Raw genomic sequence first — 14,828 nt, forward strand, 5'->3', positions numbered from 1 at the left:
GCATGAAGCCCCCCTCAAGATGAGATTTCCCATGGCGCAAGCTAGTAAGATCCCTGAAAGATGATCAGGTTGATAGGTCAGAGGTGGAAGCGTGGTGACATGTGGAGCTGACTGATACTAATAGATCGAGGACTTAACCAACGCTTTTAAAAAATGAACACCTTCTAATATATTATCTAGTTTTGAAGGAATGAAAATTTCTTCTTGCTTTTTTTCAGAGACATGCTATAATAGTAAATGTCCTAAAAAAAGTTAACAATGTTTGGTGGCGATAGCGAAGAGGTCACACCCGTTCCCATTCCGAACACGGCAGTTAAGCTCTTCAGCGCCGATGGTAGTTGGGGGTTTCCCCCTGTGAGAGTAGGACGCCGCCAAGCATATAAATATGGAGGATTAGCTCAGCTGGGAGAGCATCTGCCTTACAAGCAGAGGGTCGGCGGTTCGATCCCGTCATCCTCCACCATTATTTTTTACACCTGCCGGTGTAGCTCAACTGGTAGAGCAACTGACTTGTAATCAGTAGGTTGGGGGTTCAAGTCCTCTTGCCGGCACCATTTTCATAGTAAGACAAGCATGAGCCATTAGCTCAGTTGGTAGAGCATCTGACTTTTAATCAGAGGGTCGAAGGTTCGAATCCTTCATGGCTCATCACTTTTTCATGCGGGTGTGGCGGAATTGGCAGACGCACCAGACTTAGGATCTGGCGCCGCAAGGCGTGGGGGTTCAAGTCCCTTCACCCGCATCATTCATGCGGAAGTAGTTCAGTGGTAGAATACAACCTTGCCAAGGTTGGGGTCGCGGGTTCGAATCCCGTCTTCCGCTCCACTTTTCGTATGTGCCGGGGTGGCGGAACTGGCAGACGCACAGGACTTAAAATCCTGCGGTAGGTGACTACCGTACCGGTTCGATTCCGGTCCTCGGCACCATCTTAATATGCGCCCGTAGCTCAATTGGATAGAGCATCTGACTACGAATCAGAAGGTTGTAGGTTCGACTCCCGCCGGGCGCACCATGTTTTTTTTGCGGGAAGTAGCTCAGCTTGGTAGAGCACTTGGTTTGGGACCAAGGGGTCGCAGGTTCGAATCCTGTCTTCCCGACCATGTGATTTTTAATGAAATGGGGCCTTAGCTCAGCTGGGAGAGCGCCTGCCTTGCACGCAGGAGGTCAGCGGTTCGATCCCGCTAGGCTCCACCATTTTTTCAAAAAAGAAAACTTATATTATTTTGGCGGTGTAGCTCAGCTGGCTAGAGCGTACGGTTCATACCCGTGAGGTCGGGGGTTCGATCCCCTCCGCCGCTACCAATAAATATAAGGACCTTTAGCTCAGCTGGTTAGAGCAGACGGCTCATAACCGTCCGGTCGTAGGTTCGAGTCCTACAAGGTCCACCATAGAATTTTTTTTCTTAGCCACGGAGGTATACCCAAGTTCGGCTGAAGGGATCGGTCTTGAAAACCGACAGGGGAGTCAAATCCCGCGGGGGTTCGAATCCCTCTACCTCCTCCATTTTTTTTAAAAAGCAACAAGTTGTTTTAAAGCAACCTTACATATTAGGAAGTAAAAAAACAGTATTCATGAAAACTTGATGCAAAATGATTCATTATTACCGTCGCGGGGTGGAGCAGTCCGGTAGCTCGTCGGGCTCATAACCCGAAGGTCGCAGGTTCAAATCCTGTCCCCGCAATCATTAGGTCCCGTGGTGTAGCGGTTAACATGCCTGCCTGTCACGCAGGAGATCGCGGGTTCGATTCCCGTCGGGACCGCCATTTTTTAGGCTCAGTAGCTCAGTCGGTAGAGCAAAGGACTGAAAATCCTTGTGTCGGCGGTTCGATTCCGTCCTGAGCCACCATTACAATTTCATATTACGGCGATTGTGGCGAAGTGGTTAACGCACCTGATTGTGGTTCAGGCATTCGTGGGTTCGATTCCCATCAGTCGCCCCATTTCGCGGGTGTAGTTTAGTGGTAAAACCTCAGCCTTCCAAGCTGATGATGAGGGTTCGATTCCCTTCACCCGCTCCAATATGGGCCTATAGCTCAGCTGGTTAGAGCGCACGCCTGATAAGCGTGAGGTCGATGGTTCGAGTCCATTTAGGCCCACCATATTTTATTGTTCCGCAGTAGCTCAGTGGTAGAGCATTCGGCTGTTAACCGAACGGTCGTAGGTTCGAGTCCTACCTGCGGAGCCATGGGGAAGTACTCAAGAGGCTGAAGAGGCGCCCCTGCTAAGGGTGTAGGTCGCGCGAGCGGCGCGAGGGTTCAAATCCCTCCTTCTCCGCCATTCGGCCCGTTGGTCAAGCGGTTAAGACACCGCCCTTTCACGGCGGTAACACGGGTTCGATTCCCGTACGGGTCATAAAAAGAAGCATACTTATGTATGCTTCTTTTTTTATGACTGTTTTTCTTGAAGAGATGCGACAAGGTTGATGCAGTCTATTTACTTATTATAGATGTATTTAATCAATCCGATGTTTAATAAAGCTAATTCTATCTATTTAACCGATTGCGTAATGTGCATTCCTACCATAATGATCACTCCTATTCCTACTAATACTCTATCAATGTTAAGTTCGCTGAAGGCTGTGCAACAAAATAGCCTATTCCCCCCAGTGAAACAAACATTTCAGCAGCAATTACACCAACTAAGGACTGCCCGATTCCTAGACGTAATCCAGATACAATTTGGGGTAAAGAACCTGGAAGAGCGACCGTAAGGAAAGTTTGAAGCTGAGAAGCTCCGAAATTTGTACCATCCAGTAATTAGTCAGACGCCTATCCCTACGAAAGCAGCTAGAATGAATCCTACGAAAAAATTCTTAAGTGCGAATGCCAAATTTTCCAAAAGTACACCACTTACAGCTAGTTGATACCCGACCTGTACCATTTGTAATGGAGAACTTAAAAATATAGGATTGATTACTCTAAATGGATAGAGTAACTCCCAAAAGATGAGTACACTTAAGAAGCTAATCAAACCTATATAGGGTGGTCAGCTACATCGTAGGAGTCTTTTTTCTATAAGTTTGATGTTTCCCTCTATAAAGGAAGAGACCTTTTATTATGGGCATATAATATGTCTTCCGTCACTGGACGGTATCTTAATTTATAGAATATATAGGAGCCTGTAATCCTTTTACAAAAAAAAGACCGCAAGTAAATTCAGAAGAATTTCTTGCGGTCTTTTTATATTTCACTTTTTACTCGAGATTTGCGTGTCGGCCATACATTTTATTCGTATCCAATCCCTTTTTATCCATTATCCTTAAAATGACGCTATCGAAAAAAAGTAAGAGAGTTTGCTCAAATAGAGAGCCCATCGGTTGGATTGTTTGGTAATCACCTTCCGACTGGTCTTTAGGTGAACCAGGCAGCTTTATTGCGAAATCCGCCAATTTTCCAATGGTCGATTCGGGGGAAATTGTTACGGTCGCAATGGTTCCACCGATATTCGTTGCTTTCTCCGCTATGGAAATCAAACTTTTTGTTTCTCCCGAACCGGTTCCAAGGATTAAAAGGTCATCTTTTTCGAAGGTGGGGGTGACGGTTTCACCTAATACATATGCACCTATCCCCATATGCATCATTCGCATGGCAAAGGATTTACCCATCAGCCCGGATCTTCCTGCACCTGCTACAAAAACTTTCTTTGCTTCAAGAATCCGATTAACCAGTTGTTCAGCTTCTTCGTCAGCTATTAAGTCTACTGAACGACTTAGCTCTTGTATGATTTTAGCCATATATTGTGAAGTCTGCATGTTAAATATTAGCCTTGTTTAATTAATTCTTGTATTTGGGCAGCTGTCCCTTTAATATCATCTTGTCCAGTGATGCCTCCGCCAACAATGATAAGGTCAGGGTGTACTTTAATGACTTCCGGAAGTGTATCTAATTTTATGCCGCCTGCAATAGCCGTTTTTGCATTCTTTACAACGCGTTTAATCGTTTGAAGGTCTTCAAAAGAGTTTTTTCCAACAGCTTGAAGGTCGTAGCCAGTGTGCACACAGATATAGTCGACGCCAAATGCATCCAATTCTTTCGCACGAGTTTCAAGATCTTTCACAGCGATCATATCAACAAGGATTTTTTTGCCTTGTTTTTTAGCTTCTTCTACAGCCCCTTTGATGGACATATCTTCAGCTGCACCAAGAATCGTGATGATATCAGCGCCAGCTTCAGATGCCTTCATCACTTCGTAACCGGCTGCATCCATAATTTTAAGGTCAGCTAATACTTTTAAAGAAGGGAAAGCTTCTTTCATTTCTTTAACAGCCCGAAGGCCTTCATTAATAACGACCGGTGTACCGATTTCTACGATATCTATATATTCTTCCACCTGTTTAACCAATTCAATTCCTTCTTGAATGTTTACTAAGTCCAATGCCAATTGTAATTCCATTATCCTTCACTCCCACTAGTATGTTTTAGTATGTTGCACAGTAAGTATGTACCTCTCACGTTCATTCAATGCACAGCAAGAAAATCATCTTGGCTATACAATGTATCATATACTAAGTATAATATTTTTGTTAGTACGCACTTTTATTATACATAGTGTTAAAAAGTATACTATGGGATTTGGGATTATAAATATGGAGGTAATTCAGATGACAAGGCTAGAGAATAAAACATTCAATTGTGAGAAGGAATTGACCCTATCTGTTATAGGGGGCAAATGGAAGATGCTTATTTTATGGCACTTAGGCAAGCAGGGGACCAAGCGTTTTGGTGAATTGAAGGCACTTATGCCAGGCATCACTCAAAGAATGCTGGTTAACCAGCTTCGAGAGCTGGAAGAAGATCTTATTGTTCATCGCGAGGTCTATCCAATCGTACCTCCCAAAGTGGAATACTCTCTGACAGAACAAGGAGAAAGCCTGATGCCGATTCTTGATTCGATGTATAATTGGGGTAAAAATTATATGGAGAATGTCGTTGGAGGGCAAGAAGATAGTAAAGAGAGTATCAAGTAGAAAAAGAATTCTTTTAAGCCTTATAAGGATAGCAATAAAAAAGTGCTGACCCCGTACAAAGTTCTGTACAAGGTCTGGCACTTTTTTATTTTTCATCTATATAGCTGTCTTTCTTCTTGTAAGGGATATCGCCCATTTTAGAATCAATCTTCCGGTCATCGAGCATGTCTTCGTATTCTTCTTTGTTCTCGTTGGATACGACTTGACGATTTTTCCCTTCTATATCATTGGCAGCATATCCTTCATAGTCTTCAGGGAATGTCTCGGTATCGTCTTCTGTATCATAAAGTTCGTTATAGCTTGTGCGATTATGCTGATAGTCTGCCGGAGTGTCTGATGTTCCGAATTGGGCGACTTCACCGAAACTGTCTTCTTTGACCGTATTTTCGTCATCTGTATCTGAATGGCGCCTGTTCTCAAAGTTATCTCCCTTAGAAGGGATCAGGATATCTTCCTCGGCTGGCCTATATTCATCGGTCACGTCGTCATGGACTTTTTGTTCTGGTGTATGCTCGATACAATATAAGGTGGAAGGAACCACTTCAAGCCGTTCATATGGGATATCTTTGCCGCATTCCTTACAAACACCGTATGTTCCTTCTTTAATGGCTTCTAGGGCAAGATCGATTTTTCCGATTTCCTCTTCCGCGTGCTCATTGATGGCTTGATATCTTTCCTTGTCGAAAAGCTCGGTGCCTAAGTCGGCGGGGTGATTATCATAGGAAGAGATTTCTCCGGAGAAATCGGTTTGTGACTGTTTGGTTACAGTCTCATCATTCTTGATTCTTTGTTGAAGCTGTTCTTTTTCACTTAACAGTTCTTCTTTTAATTTCAGGATTTGTTTTTCAGTCGCCATTGGTTTCCTCTCCTTTTATAAGTACGATTATGGTTTCATCGTTGTTTTTTGTGTAGTTATTAGTAAGTACCCGAATCAGCGGGGTGGGAAACAACGAAAAAACCCCATGCACCATGCACGGGGTTTAAAGCTTTGCGTTTATTGAATGAAATAATGGATGAGTAAACCGATGAACATCAGTAAACCGAAGAACGTATTCGTTTGTGCCGTTGCTTTCATCGCTGGCACCATTGTGATGGCTTCCGTTTTACCTGCAAAGCCTTTGATGGCAGTCAGGGCCTTCGGAATGCTTAGGAAAGAAAGCAGGATCCAAGGTGTTACGTCTCCCAAGAGAATCAGTCCGACAACCCACACATAACAGAATGCAAACATGACGGACATGAAAGTTAGTGCATTTTTCCTTCCCATAACGACAGGCATCGTTTTGCGGCCATGGGCCTTATCGCCGTCATGGTCCCGAAGGTTATTCGATAGATTGATCAACCCGACAAGAACACCGCTTGGTACGGCAATCAGGATGGCCAAGGAAGAAACTGTACCGGTCTGGATGAAGTAGGCGATCAAGATGATCAAGAAGCCCATGAATAGACCGGAAAAAAGTTCCCCGAATGGTGTGTATGATATCGGTAGCGGACCTCCGGTATAAAGGTAGCCGACCAGCATGCAAACAAGACCGACAGCGGCAATCCACCAAGATGAAGCGGCGCAAATATAGATTCCTAGTAAAAGAGAGATTCCATACATGCTAAGGGCCAAGGTCATGATCAGTTTCGGGGTCATGCCATGACGGACGATACCGCCACCGATGCCGACTGATTCTTCGGTATCAAGGCCCCTTTTGAAATCATAGTATTCATTAAATAAGTTCGTTGCAGCTTGAATAAGGATGCTTGCGATCATCATGGCCGCAAACAATAACCAATTTACGCCATCCTCTAACAAGGCAAGGACGGTTCCAAGCAGGACGGGAACAAAAGCTGCGGTAAGTGTATGTGGACGAATTAACTCCCACCAGATTTTCCAGGTTCGTTTAAGGGGAAGCTCGTCGTATTCTGTGTGCATTATTTCTCTCCTCAAAATCATGATCAGTACCTTAAAATTATAACAAAGATTGAATTTGTTCACAAAAGGATATCCTATAAAATGTAGGAAAAGTGTTCGAGCGTGTCAAAGGGATTTGATGAGCCGGGACTTCCAAATTGAAGGAGATGCTACATCATTATCTAAGAATCATATAATAAGGAAAAAAGCAGGCATGATTTGTCGGTTCGAGGGTGGTTTTATTGACATGAGGTTAAACGGAGGTGTATCTTTAAATAGGTTAAAAAGCTTTTAAAATGTACGATTTGGGGGGATATTTTTGGCTATCTCGAAAGAAACTGAACGGTTTCAGGGACTGGCTATGGCCATACAAAAGGCGAAGAACTTGAATGAACAAGTTCTATTCAGTCATATTAAGAAAATAGAGTGCAACAACCCCCTTTCATTTTATCAAGCTGGAAGAGAACGGTATAAGGGTGAACGCTTCTTTTGGCAGGATCCCGCAAAAGATATAACCATTACTGGTTTAGGCAACGTTAAGAAAATCCAGGCGGCACCAAATGCCGACCGTTATAGAGAAGTTGAAATGAGCTGGATCAAGCTGCAGAATACTGCTGTTACAACAGGAGTGACCGATGTGGATGCGACCGGCCCTTTGCTATTTGGGGGCTTTTCTTTTGATTATGAAACCAACAGTTCGTTCCTATGGAATCAATTTGGGGACAATCTGTTCTATATACCTGCCTTCATGCTATCGATGGTGGAGGGGGAGGCCTACTTAACGACAAACCTACTTTGTTCGCCGGATGATTCAGAAAAACTCTTCATAGATATGATAAACGAAAGGGAAGCATTCCTTACCGAAAACTTGGATGATGGTGAAATACCGGCCAATGTCTTTGTTGAGCAGAAGGAAGTCGAACCTGAGGCATGGAAGAAGACCGTTGCGCGGGCCGTTGAGGAAATTAAGACGACGGATCTTGATAAGATCGTTCTGGCAAGGGAATTGCGCCTTGTGTTTGAACGCTCCATCGATTCGAAACAGGTTCTAGAGCAACTGCTTGCCGAGCAGCCGATGAGCTATATTTTCTGTTTAGAGGCAGGCGGTGACTGTTTTGTCGGGGCCACTCCTGAGCGATTAATCAAAAAGCAGGGAAATGAAGTCTTTTCAACTTGTCTTGCCGGATCAATGGGCCGGGGGAAAAGCGAAGAAGAGGATACTCGTCTAGGTAATGAACTTCTTTTGGATCAAAAGAATCTACAAGAGCACAAGTACGTCGTTTCGATGATTACCAACGCTTTTGAAGCCGTATGTGATGAGGTCATCATTCCATCAGGACCGAAGTTGATGAAGAACCGTCATATACAGCATTTGTTTACACCGGTGAAAGGAACGTGTAAAGCGGATACGACTATTTTCGAGTGTGTCGAGAACCTCCATCCAACGCCGGCATTGGGTGGGCTTCCAAAAGAGAAAGCTGTCACACGCATTCGGGAAATAGAAGGTCTGGAACGAGGCTTTTATGCGGGACCACTCGGCTGGGTGGATTCGAAGGGGAACGGTGAATTCGCGGTTGGAATCCGTTCCGCACTATTACAGGACAATGAGGCATCGCTTTTTGCAGGATGTGGCGTGGTAGAAGATTCAACACCGGAAAGTGAATTCCAGGAAACGGGGATTAAATTCAACCCGATGTTAAGTGCTTTAGGAGGAAAAATGAATGAATGACCGAGATGCATTGACAGCCTATGCTGCTTCATTTGTCGATGAGCTGGCACAAAATCGAATGAAGCATGTGGTCGTGAGCCCTGGTTCACGTTCTACACCTCTTGCTTTATTGATGGTGGAACATCCTGATATTCAGGTACATATTAATGTCGATGAGCGTTCGGCGTCTTTTTTTGCTCTTGGATTGGCTAAGGCATTAAAAGAACCAGTCGGACTTCTTTGTACGTCCGGAACGGCTGCGGCGAACTTTCATCCTGCCGTCATTGAGGCTTTCTATTCAAGGGTGCCCCTAGTTGTCCTGACAGCTGATCGCCCCCATGAACTGCGAGATGTCGGAGCTCCACAGGCCATCGACCAAATCAATTTATATGGAAAGCAAGTGAAGTGGTTTGTCGAGATGGCGCTTCCGGAGAGCAGTGATGAAATGATCCGGTATGCGAGGACCATTGGGGCGAGAGCGGTAGCGACGGCATCCATGGAACCTTCAGGACCTGTCCACTTGAACTTCCCTTTACGTGAGCCACTCATTCCAGATTTAAAACAAGCCAAGGAATATAGGCAAAGTAAGGAAACGCCGACTGTGATGATCGATAGTGGGATACGCTCACTAACGGCCGCACAATTAGACGGATTGACCTCTACTTTGTCAAAAGCAAAACAAGGCATCATCGTGTGTGGGGAACTTAGGAACCCAGAGATGAAGGATGCCATCATCACATTAGCAGACAAGCTTGGGTTCCCGATACTGGCTGACCCGCTTTCTCAGTTACGGAGCGGCACACACGACAAAGACGCCATCATTGAGGCTTATGATACATTTTTGCGTGATGAAGCTGCCAAGGCTGCATTCCAACCGGATGTCGTGCTTCGATTCGGCTCGATGCCAGTTTCGAAGCCCCTGCTTTTATTCTTGAAAAAACAGAAGCAGGCTTTGACATTGGTCATCGATGGTGGTGCAGGATGGCGTGAACCGGCTGGATTGGCCACGAGCATGATCTATTGTGATGAAGTCGACTTTTGTCATCGCATCGGTGAAAAATTACCTGAAGCAACAGACAGAGACTGGCTTGGTTTGTGGCAATCCATCAATGGAGCGACGAAGAATGCCTTATCTTCCATCCAGGATGAATCGGAGTTGAGTGAAGGAAAGCTCTTTTCCTTACTCCAGGACATGATGCCGGTAGGTTCGACCATATTCGTCGGGAACAGTATGCCTATCCGGGATTTGGATACGTTCTTTTTAAACAACGAGAAAAGCATCAAGACGATGGCGAACCGTGGGGCAAACGGAATTGATGGTGTCGTTTCCACGGCAATCGGGGTGAGCACGGTTACCGAAAATACGGTGCTGGCCATAGGTGATTTAAGCTTTTTCCATGATATGAACGGATTGCTTGCAGCCAAACTGCAAAAGCAGAACATCACGGTCCTGTTGATCAACAATGATGGCGGAGGGATCTTCTCCTTCCTTCCACAGGCGAAAGAAAAGGAACATTTCGAAACGTTATTCGGAACGCCGCACGGACTTGATTTCTCCCATGCTGCTTTGCTTTATGGAGGGAAATATAACAAGGTGCGGAATTGGGATGAATTAAAACAAGTGTTCACGGATTCCTTTGAAATACCTGGATTGAAAATCATTGAAGTGCCTACAGAGCGGGAATCCAATATGCAAACCCATCGAAATTTGTGGAGTTTTGTTTCCCAGGAAATAAATCGGGTGCTTGATGGGGAAATTTCATGAAAATTGTCAGTGGAGATGTCACATATGCTGTTGAAATAGCGGGAAATGGTGAACCTATAGTATGTCTACATGGGTTCACCGGGAACCGGGATACATGGGACTTTCTTGTTCCCATGTTGCAGGACCGCTATTCTTTGATCATGGTTGATATCATCGGCCATGGGGAAACGATGGCGCCTGATGATTTCCAGCGGTATGGGATGGAGCAAGTAGCAAAGGATTTGAAGCTTATTCTAGAGACATTGAAGCTGCGAAAAGCCCATATCCTTGGTTACTCGATGGGTGGCAGATTAGCATTGGCGTTCTCTTGCTTGTATCCAGAGTATGTTCATACATTGATGCTGGAAAGCTCCTCTCCGGGTCTAAGGACAGAAGAGGAGCGAGAACACCGCAGGGGCAACGATGCGAAGCTTGCCAAGCGAATCCTTGAACACGGCATGGAAGCGTTTGTCGAACAGTGGGAAAACATCCCGTTGTTTGAAACCCAAAAAAGGTTGTCCACAGATATACAAACTGCCATTCGACAGCAACGGCTCGCAAATACACCGATCGGGCTGTCGAACAGCTTGCTCGGCATGGGGACAGGAAGCCAACCATCCTATTGGGAAAATCTTGAGACCCTGGATTTTCCCGTGTTGCTTGTGACGGGTGATTTGGATGAAAAATTCTGCCATATCGCTGAAATGATGCAAAGTCGATTGGAAAATGTCGAATGGAAAAAAATTAATGACGTCGGGCATGCAATTCATGTGGAAGATGGGCAAAAGTTTGGTAAAATAATAAATGGGTTTTTAAAGCGAAATTAAGGAGGAAATACGATGACAATTCAATGGGAAACAATTCGTGAATATGACGAAATTTTATACGAAAAATATAATGGCATTGCGAAAGTATCGATTAACCGTCCGCATGTACATAATGCATTCACTCCAAAGACGACTGCAGAAATGATTGATGCTTTTGCAAGAGCGCGTGATGATGCAAGCATCGGTGTTATCATTTTGACAGGTGTAGGCGGAAAAGCCTTCTGTTCAGGTGGAGACCAAAAGGTACGCGGGAATGGCGGATATGTTGGGGAAGATAATATCCCACGCCTGAACGTACTTGATTTACAACGCTTGATCCGTGTGATTCCAAAACCGGTCGTAGCGATGGTTGCAGGTTGGGCAATTGGCGGCGGTAATGTATTGAATGTCGTTTGTGACTTAACAATCGCTGCTGACAATGCGGTCTTCGGTCAAACTGGTCCGAATGTGGGAAGCTTCGATGCCGGTTACGGTTCAGGTTACCTAGCTCGCATCGTTGGACATAAGAAAGCGCGTGAAATCTGGTACCTATGCCGTCAATACAATGCACAAGAAGCATTGGAAATGGGCTTAGTCAACACAGTTGTGCCTCTAGATCAATTAGAAGCTGAAACTGTTAAATGGTGTGAGGAAATGCTTGAGAAGAGCCCAACAGCACTTCGTTTCTTAAAAGCAGCGATGAACGCCGATACAGATGGACTTGCTGGACTTCAACAACTTGCTGGAGACGCAACTCTTTTATATTACACAACAGATGAAGCAAAAGAAGGTCGCGACGCGTTCAAAGAAAAACGTGATCCAGACTTCGGGCAATTCCCTCGTTTCCCTTAATGAAAAAAGTAAGAAAATGAGTGGTTTGATTAGTGGACAGCTTGGCGGAATTATTCGTCGAGCTGTTTTCTATATATAAAAGAAAAGGAGAGGGCCTTTGGATGACTGAAGAGAAATTGCCGAATTGGCTGAAAAACCGTGCTCATTTATCACCTGACCGTCCGGCGATCGAGTTTGAAGGGAGCACGTATACGTTTCTTGAATTACATAGGTTGACGGAAAAAATGGCGGGGAAATTGGCAGCTAGTGGGATAAAGGCTGGTGAACCATGCGCGGTTTTACTTCGGAATCATATTGATAGCGTCGTCATGATTCATGCCCTCTTTTATTTGGGCGCGAAAATCGTGGTGCTCAATAATAAGCTGACGGTCAGGGAATTATCTTGGCAAATCAAGGACAGCGAGTCAATGAGGCTGATTTCAGAAGAAGGGTTTATCGAAAAGCTTTCCGGGATCCAATCGTTGCTTCCGGATGTAGAGGTTCTTTTAAAAGAAGAGTTACCTGCCCAAGGAACCGCTGATATACGCGATGACTTCTATCTTGAAGATACTGCGACGATCATGTATACATCGGGTACGACGGGCCATCCAAAAGGCGTCATCCAATCGTTCGGCAATCACTGGTGGAGCGCGATTGGCTCCGTATTGAACCTTGGCTTGAGGGAAGAGGACAGCTGGTATTGTGCAGTCCCGATTTTTCATATAAGCGGGTTATCGATTCTGGTGAAAAGTGTAATCTATGGTATGAAAGTCGTGTTGGTCGAGAAATTCGATGAACATGAGGCAAACCGGGCCATCTTGAATAATGGTGTGACGATGATATCGGTTGTGACGGCGATGTTGAATAGAATGCTGCATGATCTTGGGGCTGCGCGTTATCCGGAAACATTTCGCTGTGTACTGCTAGGCGGAGGCCCTGCACCTGTACATATGCTCGAAGCCTGCAGGGAAAAAGGAATCCCTGTTTATCAGTCCTACGGTATGACGGAAACAGCTTCGCAAATCGTGACACTTGCCCCGGAAAATGCGATGACAAAGGTTGGGTCTGCCGGTAAGGCCTTGTTCCCTTCCCAACTAAGGATAGAGAAGGACGGCAAGATATGCGGACCGGGTGTACCGGGTGAGATTGTTGTATCGGGTCCGAATGTAACGAAAGGCTACCTCAATCGTTTGGATGCGACAGAGCAAGCGATTTCAGGGGGCTGGCTTTACACGGGGGATCTGGGTTACCTTGATGAAGAAGGGTTTTTATACGTGCTTGACCGGCGTTCGGACTTAATCATTTCTGGAGGGGAGAATGTCTATCCAGCCGAGATTGAGAACGTTCTAAGTACGCACCCAGCCGTTTTTGAGGCGGGTGTCACCGGTATCGATCATGAAAAATGGGGGCAGGTGCCGCTTGCTTTCGTTGTCAGGCATAAAGGCATGGAAGTTAGCGAAGCTGAGCTGTTGGCCCATTGCCGAGAGGGGCTAGCTGCTTATAAAATTCCCCGCAACGTATTATTTCTTGAAGAACTGCCACGCAATGGTGCAAGTAAGCTGCTGCGGAGGGAACTGAAGAAGCGATGGGGGGATCAGAAATGAAGTTGACATCCATCACTTTAAGGCTCGTGAAGGCACCTTTAAAGCGGCCATTCACGACCCATCTGGAAACCGTGACGGAACGGGAAGTCATCGTTGTCGAAGCACGAGATCAAGATGGGATTATTGGATACGGGGAGGCAGTGCCGTTTTCGAGTCCATGGTACACCGAGGAAACGGTGAAAACCTGTTTTCATATGTTGGAGGACTTCCTGATTCCTAAGACTTTGGCATTCGATTTGACGCATCCCAATCAGCTTGCGGGCCTTTGGAGCGGTATCAGAAGGAATGCCATGGCAAAGTCGGCCTTGGAACAGGCAATCTGGGATTTGTATGCCAAGCAAGAGGGCATCTATCTCGGAAAGCTATTCGGGGGGGAACGAACCGAAGTGGATGCTGGGGTCGTCGTTGCCTCGGATCATATAGAGGATGCACTCCGACAAATAGAGGAAGGCTTGGCGGTCGGCTATCGACGCTATAAAATCAAGATCAATCCAGCAAATGATACGGAATACCTGACGCAAATCCGGAGGGCCTATCCAGATATCCCCTTGATGGTGGATGCGAATTCGGCCTACTCGCTTTCGGATGTCCCGCACCTGCAAAAGCTGGATGACTTTCAGCTTATGATGATCGAGCAGCCTCTTGGGCATGATGATATCGTCGAACATGCCATTTTGCAAAAGCAGCTGAGGACACCGATCTGCCTTGATGAAAGCATCAATTCCTACCATGATGCGAAAAGTGCGCTGATGCTAAAGAGCTGCGGAGTGATCACGATCAAAATGGCGAAGGTCGGAGGTTGGTCCCAAGCGGTCAAAATCCATGATCTTTGTGTGGAGCAGGATATTCCCCTTTGGTGTGGTGGCATGATCGAGTTCGGCATATCACGTGCCCATAACCTTGCACTGGCCACGTTAAAAGGATTCACGATTCCAGGAGATATCTCCTCTTCGTCCCGCTATTGGGAGAGTGACATCATCGAACCGGAAGTCATCGTGAAAAATGGTGTCATTAAGGTTCCGGACAAACCGGGAATCGGTTTTGGCATCCGTGAGAAGCGATTGGATGAACTGACAAGCTTTAGGGCCGTTTATAAGTAATGTAAACCCGATGCAATAGGGGAGATTATAGTGAGTAGATGAAGCTGTCATGGGGCAGCTTTTTTTGCTATGGATAAAGGAGAGAACTGGATCGGTTTCCGATTCGGCGCCTCTATTACAATCGTAACTGGTTTTACCTTCCTCCTCATTTTTATTAAAACATCAAAGCTA

At 45.6% G+C, this 14,828-nt stretch carries 12 protein-coding genes, 21 tRNA genes and 2 rRNA genes; 30 read left to right on the forward strand and 5 right to left on the reverse strand.

Annotated elements, in window-relative coordinates; genetic code table 11:
• The 23 genes from ACIQXQ_RS09865 to ACIQXQ_RS09975 form a co-directional block, all read left to right on the forward strand.
• Positions 1–141, forward strand: a 23S ribosomal RNA gene (locus ACIQXQ_RS09865); the annotation flags it as partial.
• 120 nt (positions 142–261) lie between these two features.
• Positions 262–377, forward strand: a 5S ribosomal RNA gene (gene rrf, locus ACIQXQ_RS09870).
• A gap of 10 nt (positions 378–387) precedes the next feature.
• Positions 388–463 (forward strand) — tRNA-Val (locus ACIQXQ_RS09875).
• A 15-nt stretch (positions 464–478) separates the two neighbouring features.
• Positions 479–554: transfer RNA gene (locus ACIQXQ_RS09880), tRNA-Thr, on the forward strand.
• Positions 555–575: 21 nt separating this feature from the next.
• A tRNA-Lys gene (locus ACIQXQ_RS09885) sits at positions 576–648 on the forward strand.
• A 12-nt stretch (positions 649–660) separates the two neighbouring features.
• Positions 661–742: transfer RNA gene (locus tag ACIQXQ_RS09890), tRNA-Leu, on the forward strand.
• Between the two features lie 8 nt (positions 743–750).
• Positions 751–825: transfer RNA gene (locus ACIQXQ_RS09895), tRNA-Gly, on the forward strand.
• Between the two features lie 12 nt (positions 826–837).
• Positions 838–926: transfer RNA gene (locus ACIQXQ_RS09900), tRNA-Leu, on the forward strand.
• 9 nt (positions 927–935) lie between these two features.
• A tRNA-Arg gene (locus ACIQXQ_RS09905) sits at positions 936–1,012 on the forward strand.
• Between the two features lie 11 nt (positions 1,013–1,023).
• Positions 1,024–1,100, forward strand: a tRNA-Pro gene (locus tag ACIQXQ_RS09910).
• Positions 1,101–1,118: 18 nt separating this feature from the next.
• Positions 1,119–1,194: transfer RNA gene (locus tag ACIQXQ_RS09915), tRNA-Ala, on the forward strand.
• Between the two features lie 31 nt (positions 1,195–1,225).
• Positions 1,226–1,302 (forward strand) — tRNA-Met (locus ACIQXQ_RS09920).
• A 10-nt stretch (positions 1,303–1,312) separates the two neighbouring features.
• Positions 1,313–1,389 (forward strand) — tRNA-Ile (locus ACIQXQ_RS09925).
• 22 nt (positions 1,390–1,411) lie between these two features.
• A tRNA-Ser gene (locus ACIQXQ_RS09930) sits at positions 1,412–1,504 on the forward strand.
• Positions 1,505–1,608: 104 nt separating this feature from the next.
• Positions 1,609–1,682, forward strand: a tRNA-Met gene (locus ACIQXQ_RS09935).
• A gap of 6 nt (positions 1,683–1,688) precedes the next feature.
• Positions 1,689–1,764: transfer RNA gene (locus ACIQXQ_RS09940), tRNA-Asp, on the forward strand.
• A 7-nt stretch (positions 1,765–1,771) separates the two neighbouring features.
• Positions 1,772–1,847: transfer RNA gene (locus ACIQXQ_RS09945), tRNA-Phe, on the forward strand.
• A gap of 18 nt (positions 1,848–1,865) precedes the next feature.
• Positions 1,866–1,941, forward strand: a tRNA-His gene (locus ACIQXQ_RS09950).
• Positions 1,942–1,945: 4 nt separating this feature from the next.
• Positions 1,946–2,019: transfer RNA gene (locus ACIQXQ_RS09955), tRNA-Gly, on the forward strand.
• A 4-nt stretch (positions 2,020–2,023) separates the two neighbouring features.
• Positions 2,024–2,100: transfer RNA gene (locus ACIQXQ_RS09960), tRNA-Ile, on the forward strand.
• 11 nt (positions 2,101–2,111) lie between these two features.
• Positions 2,112–2,186, forward strand: a tRNA-Asn gene (locus ACIQXQ_RS09965).
• 1 nt (position 2,187) lies between these two features.
• Positions 2,188–2,278: transfer RNA gene (locus tag ACIQXQ_RS09970), tRNA-Ser, on the forward strand.
• Between the two features lie 3 nt (positions 2,279–2,281).
• A tRNA-Glu gene (locus ACIQXQ_RS09975) sits at positions 2,282–2,353 on the forward strand.
• 191 nt (positions 2,354–2,544) lie between these two features.
• Here ACIQXQ_RS09975 and ACIQXQ_RS09980 read toward each other — a convergent pair.
• The 3 genes from ACIQXQ_RS09980 to hxlA all read right to left on the reverse strand — a co-directional run bounded on the left by ACIQXQ_RS09980 (position 2,545) and on the right by hxlA (position 4,393).
• Positions 2,545–2,754: an ABC transporter permease subunit gene (locus ACIQXQ_RS09980; protein WP_402957659.1), complete on the reverse strand. Its 210-nt coding sequence runs from the start codon at positions 2,752–2,754 to the stop codon at positions 2,545–2,547.
• Positions 2,755–3,194: 440 nt separating this feature from the next.
• Complete coding sequence (hxlB, locus tag ACIQXQ_RS09985; RefSeq protein WP_402956985.1) at positions 3,195–3,752, reverse strand: 6-phospho-3-hexuloisomerase; 558 nt, start codon at positions 3,750–3,752, stop codon at positions 3,195–3,197.
• 8 nt (positions 3,753–3,760) lie between these two features.
• On the reverse strand, positions 3,761–4,393 hold the full coding sequence (gene hxlA, locus ACIQXQ_RS09990; RefSeq protein ID WP_402956988.1) for a 3-hexulose-6-phosphate synthase: 633 nt from the start codon (positions 4,391–4,393) through the stop codon (positions 3,761–3,763).
• A gap of 208 nt (positions 4,394–4,601) precedes the next feature.
• Here hxlA and hxlR point away from each other — a divergent pair, with 208 nt between their 5' ends.
• Positions 4,602–4,967 carry a transcriptional activator HxlR gene (hxlR, locus tag ACIQXQ_RS09995; RefSeq protein ID WP_402875234.1) on the forward strand — a complete coding sequence of 122 codons (366 nt, stop codon included), beginning with the start codon at positions 4,602–4,604 and terminating at the stop codon, positions 4,965–4,967.
• Positions 4,968–5,052: 85 nt separating this feature from the next.
• On the opposite strand, the gene ACIQXQ_RS10000 is transcribed toward hxlR, so the two are convergent.
• Together ACIQXQ_RS10000 and ACIQXQ_RS10005 are read right to left on the reverse strand one after the other, a co-directional pair.
• Positions 5,053–5,823, reverse strand: coding sequence for a TraR/DksA C4-type zinc finger protein (locus tag ACIQXQ_RS10000; protein ID WP_402956990.1), 771 nt, complete (start codon positions 5,821–5,823; stop codon positions 5,053–5,055).
• A 138-nt stretch (positions 5,824–5,961) separates the two neighbouring features.
• Positions 5,962–6,885 carry a 1,4-dihydroxy-2-naphthoate polyprenyltransferase gene (locus ACIQXQ_RS10005; protein WP_402875228.1) on the reverse strand — a complete coding sequence of 308 codons (924 nt, stop codon included), beginning with the start codon at positions 6,883–6,885 and terminating at the stop codon, positions 5,962–5,964.
• 298 nt (positions 6,886–7,183) lie between these two features.
• On the opposite strand from ACIQXQ_RS10005, the gene ACIQXQ_RS10010 reads away from it, so the two are divergent.
• The 6 genes from ACIQXQ_RS10010 (at position 7,184) to menC (ending at position 14,657) form a co-directional block, all read left to right on the forward strand.
• Positions 7,184–8,593, forward strand: a complete 1,410-nt coding sequence (locus tag ACIQXQ_RS10010) for an isochorismate synthase (RefSeq protein ID WP_402956992.1) — start codon at positions 7,184–7,186, stop codon at positions 8,591–8,593.
• Positions 8,586–10,337 (forward strand): 2-succinyl-5-enolpyruvyl-6-hydroxy-3-cyclohexene-1-carboxylic-acid synthase, encoded by a 1,752-nt coding sequence (gene menD / locus ACIQXQ_RS10015; RefSeq protein ID WP_402956994.1) that lies wholly within the window; start codon positions 8,586–8,588, stop codon positions 10,335–10,337. Before ACIQXQ_RS10010 ends, menD begins: the two co-directional genes overlap by 8 nt.
• Positions 10,334–11,143, forward strand: coding sequence for a 2-succinyl-6-hydroxy-2,4-cyclohexadiene-1-carboxylate synthase (gene menH / locus ACIQXQ_RS10020; RefSeq protein WP_402956996.1), 810 nt, complete (start codon positions 10,334–10,336; stop codon positions 11,141–11,143). Before menD ends, menH begins: the two co-directional genes overlap by 4 nt.
• A gap of 12 nt (positions 11,144–11,155) precedes the next feature.
• Complete coding sequence (menB, locus tag ACIQXQ_RS10025; RefSeq protein ID WP_402875214.1) at positions 11,156–11,974, forward strand: 1,4-dihydroxy-2-naphthoyl-CoA synthase; 819 nt, start codon at positions 11,156–11,158, stop codon at positions 11,972–11,974.
• Between the two features lie 101 nt (positions 11,975–12,075).
• Positions 12,076–13,557, forward strand: coding sequence for an o-succinylbenzoate--CoA ligase (locus ACIQXQ_RS10030; protein ID WP_402956998.1), 1,482 nt, complete (start codon positions 12,076–12,078; stop codon positions 13,555–13,557).
• Entirely contained in the window at positions 13,554–14,657 is a 1,104-nt protein-coding gene (menC, locus tag ACIQXQ_RS10035) for an o-succinylbenzoate synthase (protein WP_402957000.1), read from the forward strand. The genes ACIQXQ_RS10030 and menC overlap by 4 nt, the downstream gene beginning before the upstream one ends.
• Positions 14,658–14,828: the final 171 nt, after the last annotated feature.

It is taken from the genome of Peribacillus sp. NPDC097198, from assembly GCF_044762055.1.
Classification (GTDB): domain Bacteria; phylum Bacillota; class Bacilli; order Bacillales; family DSM-1321; genus Peribacillus.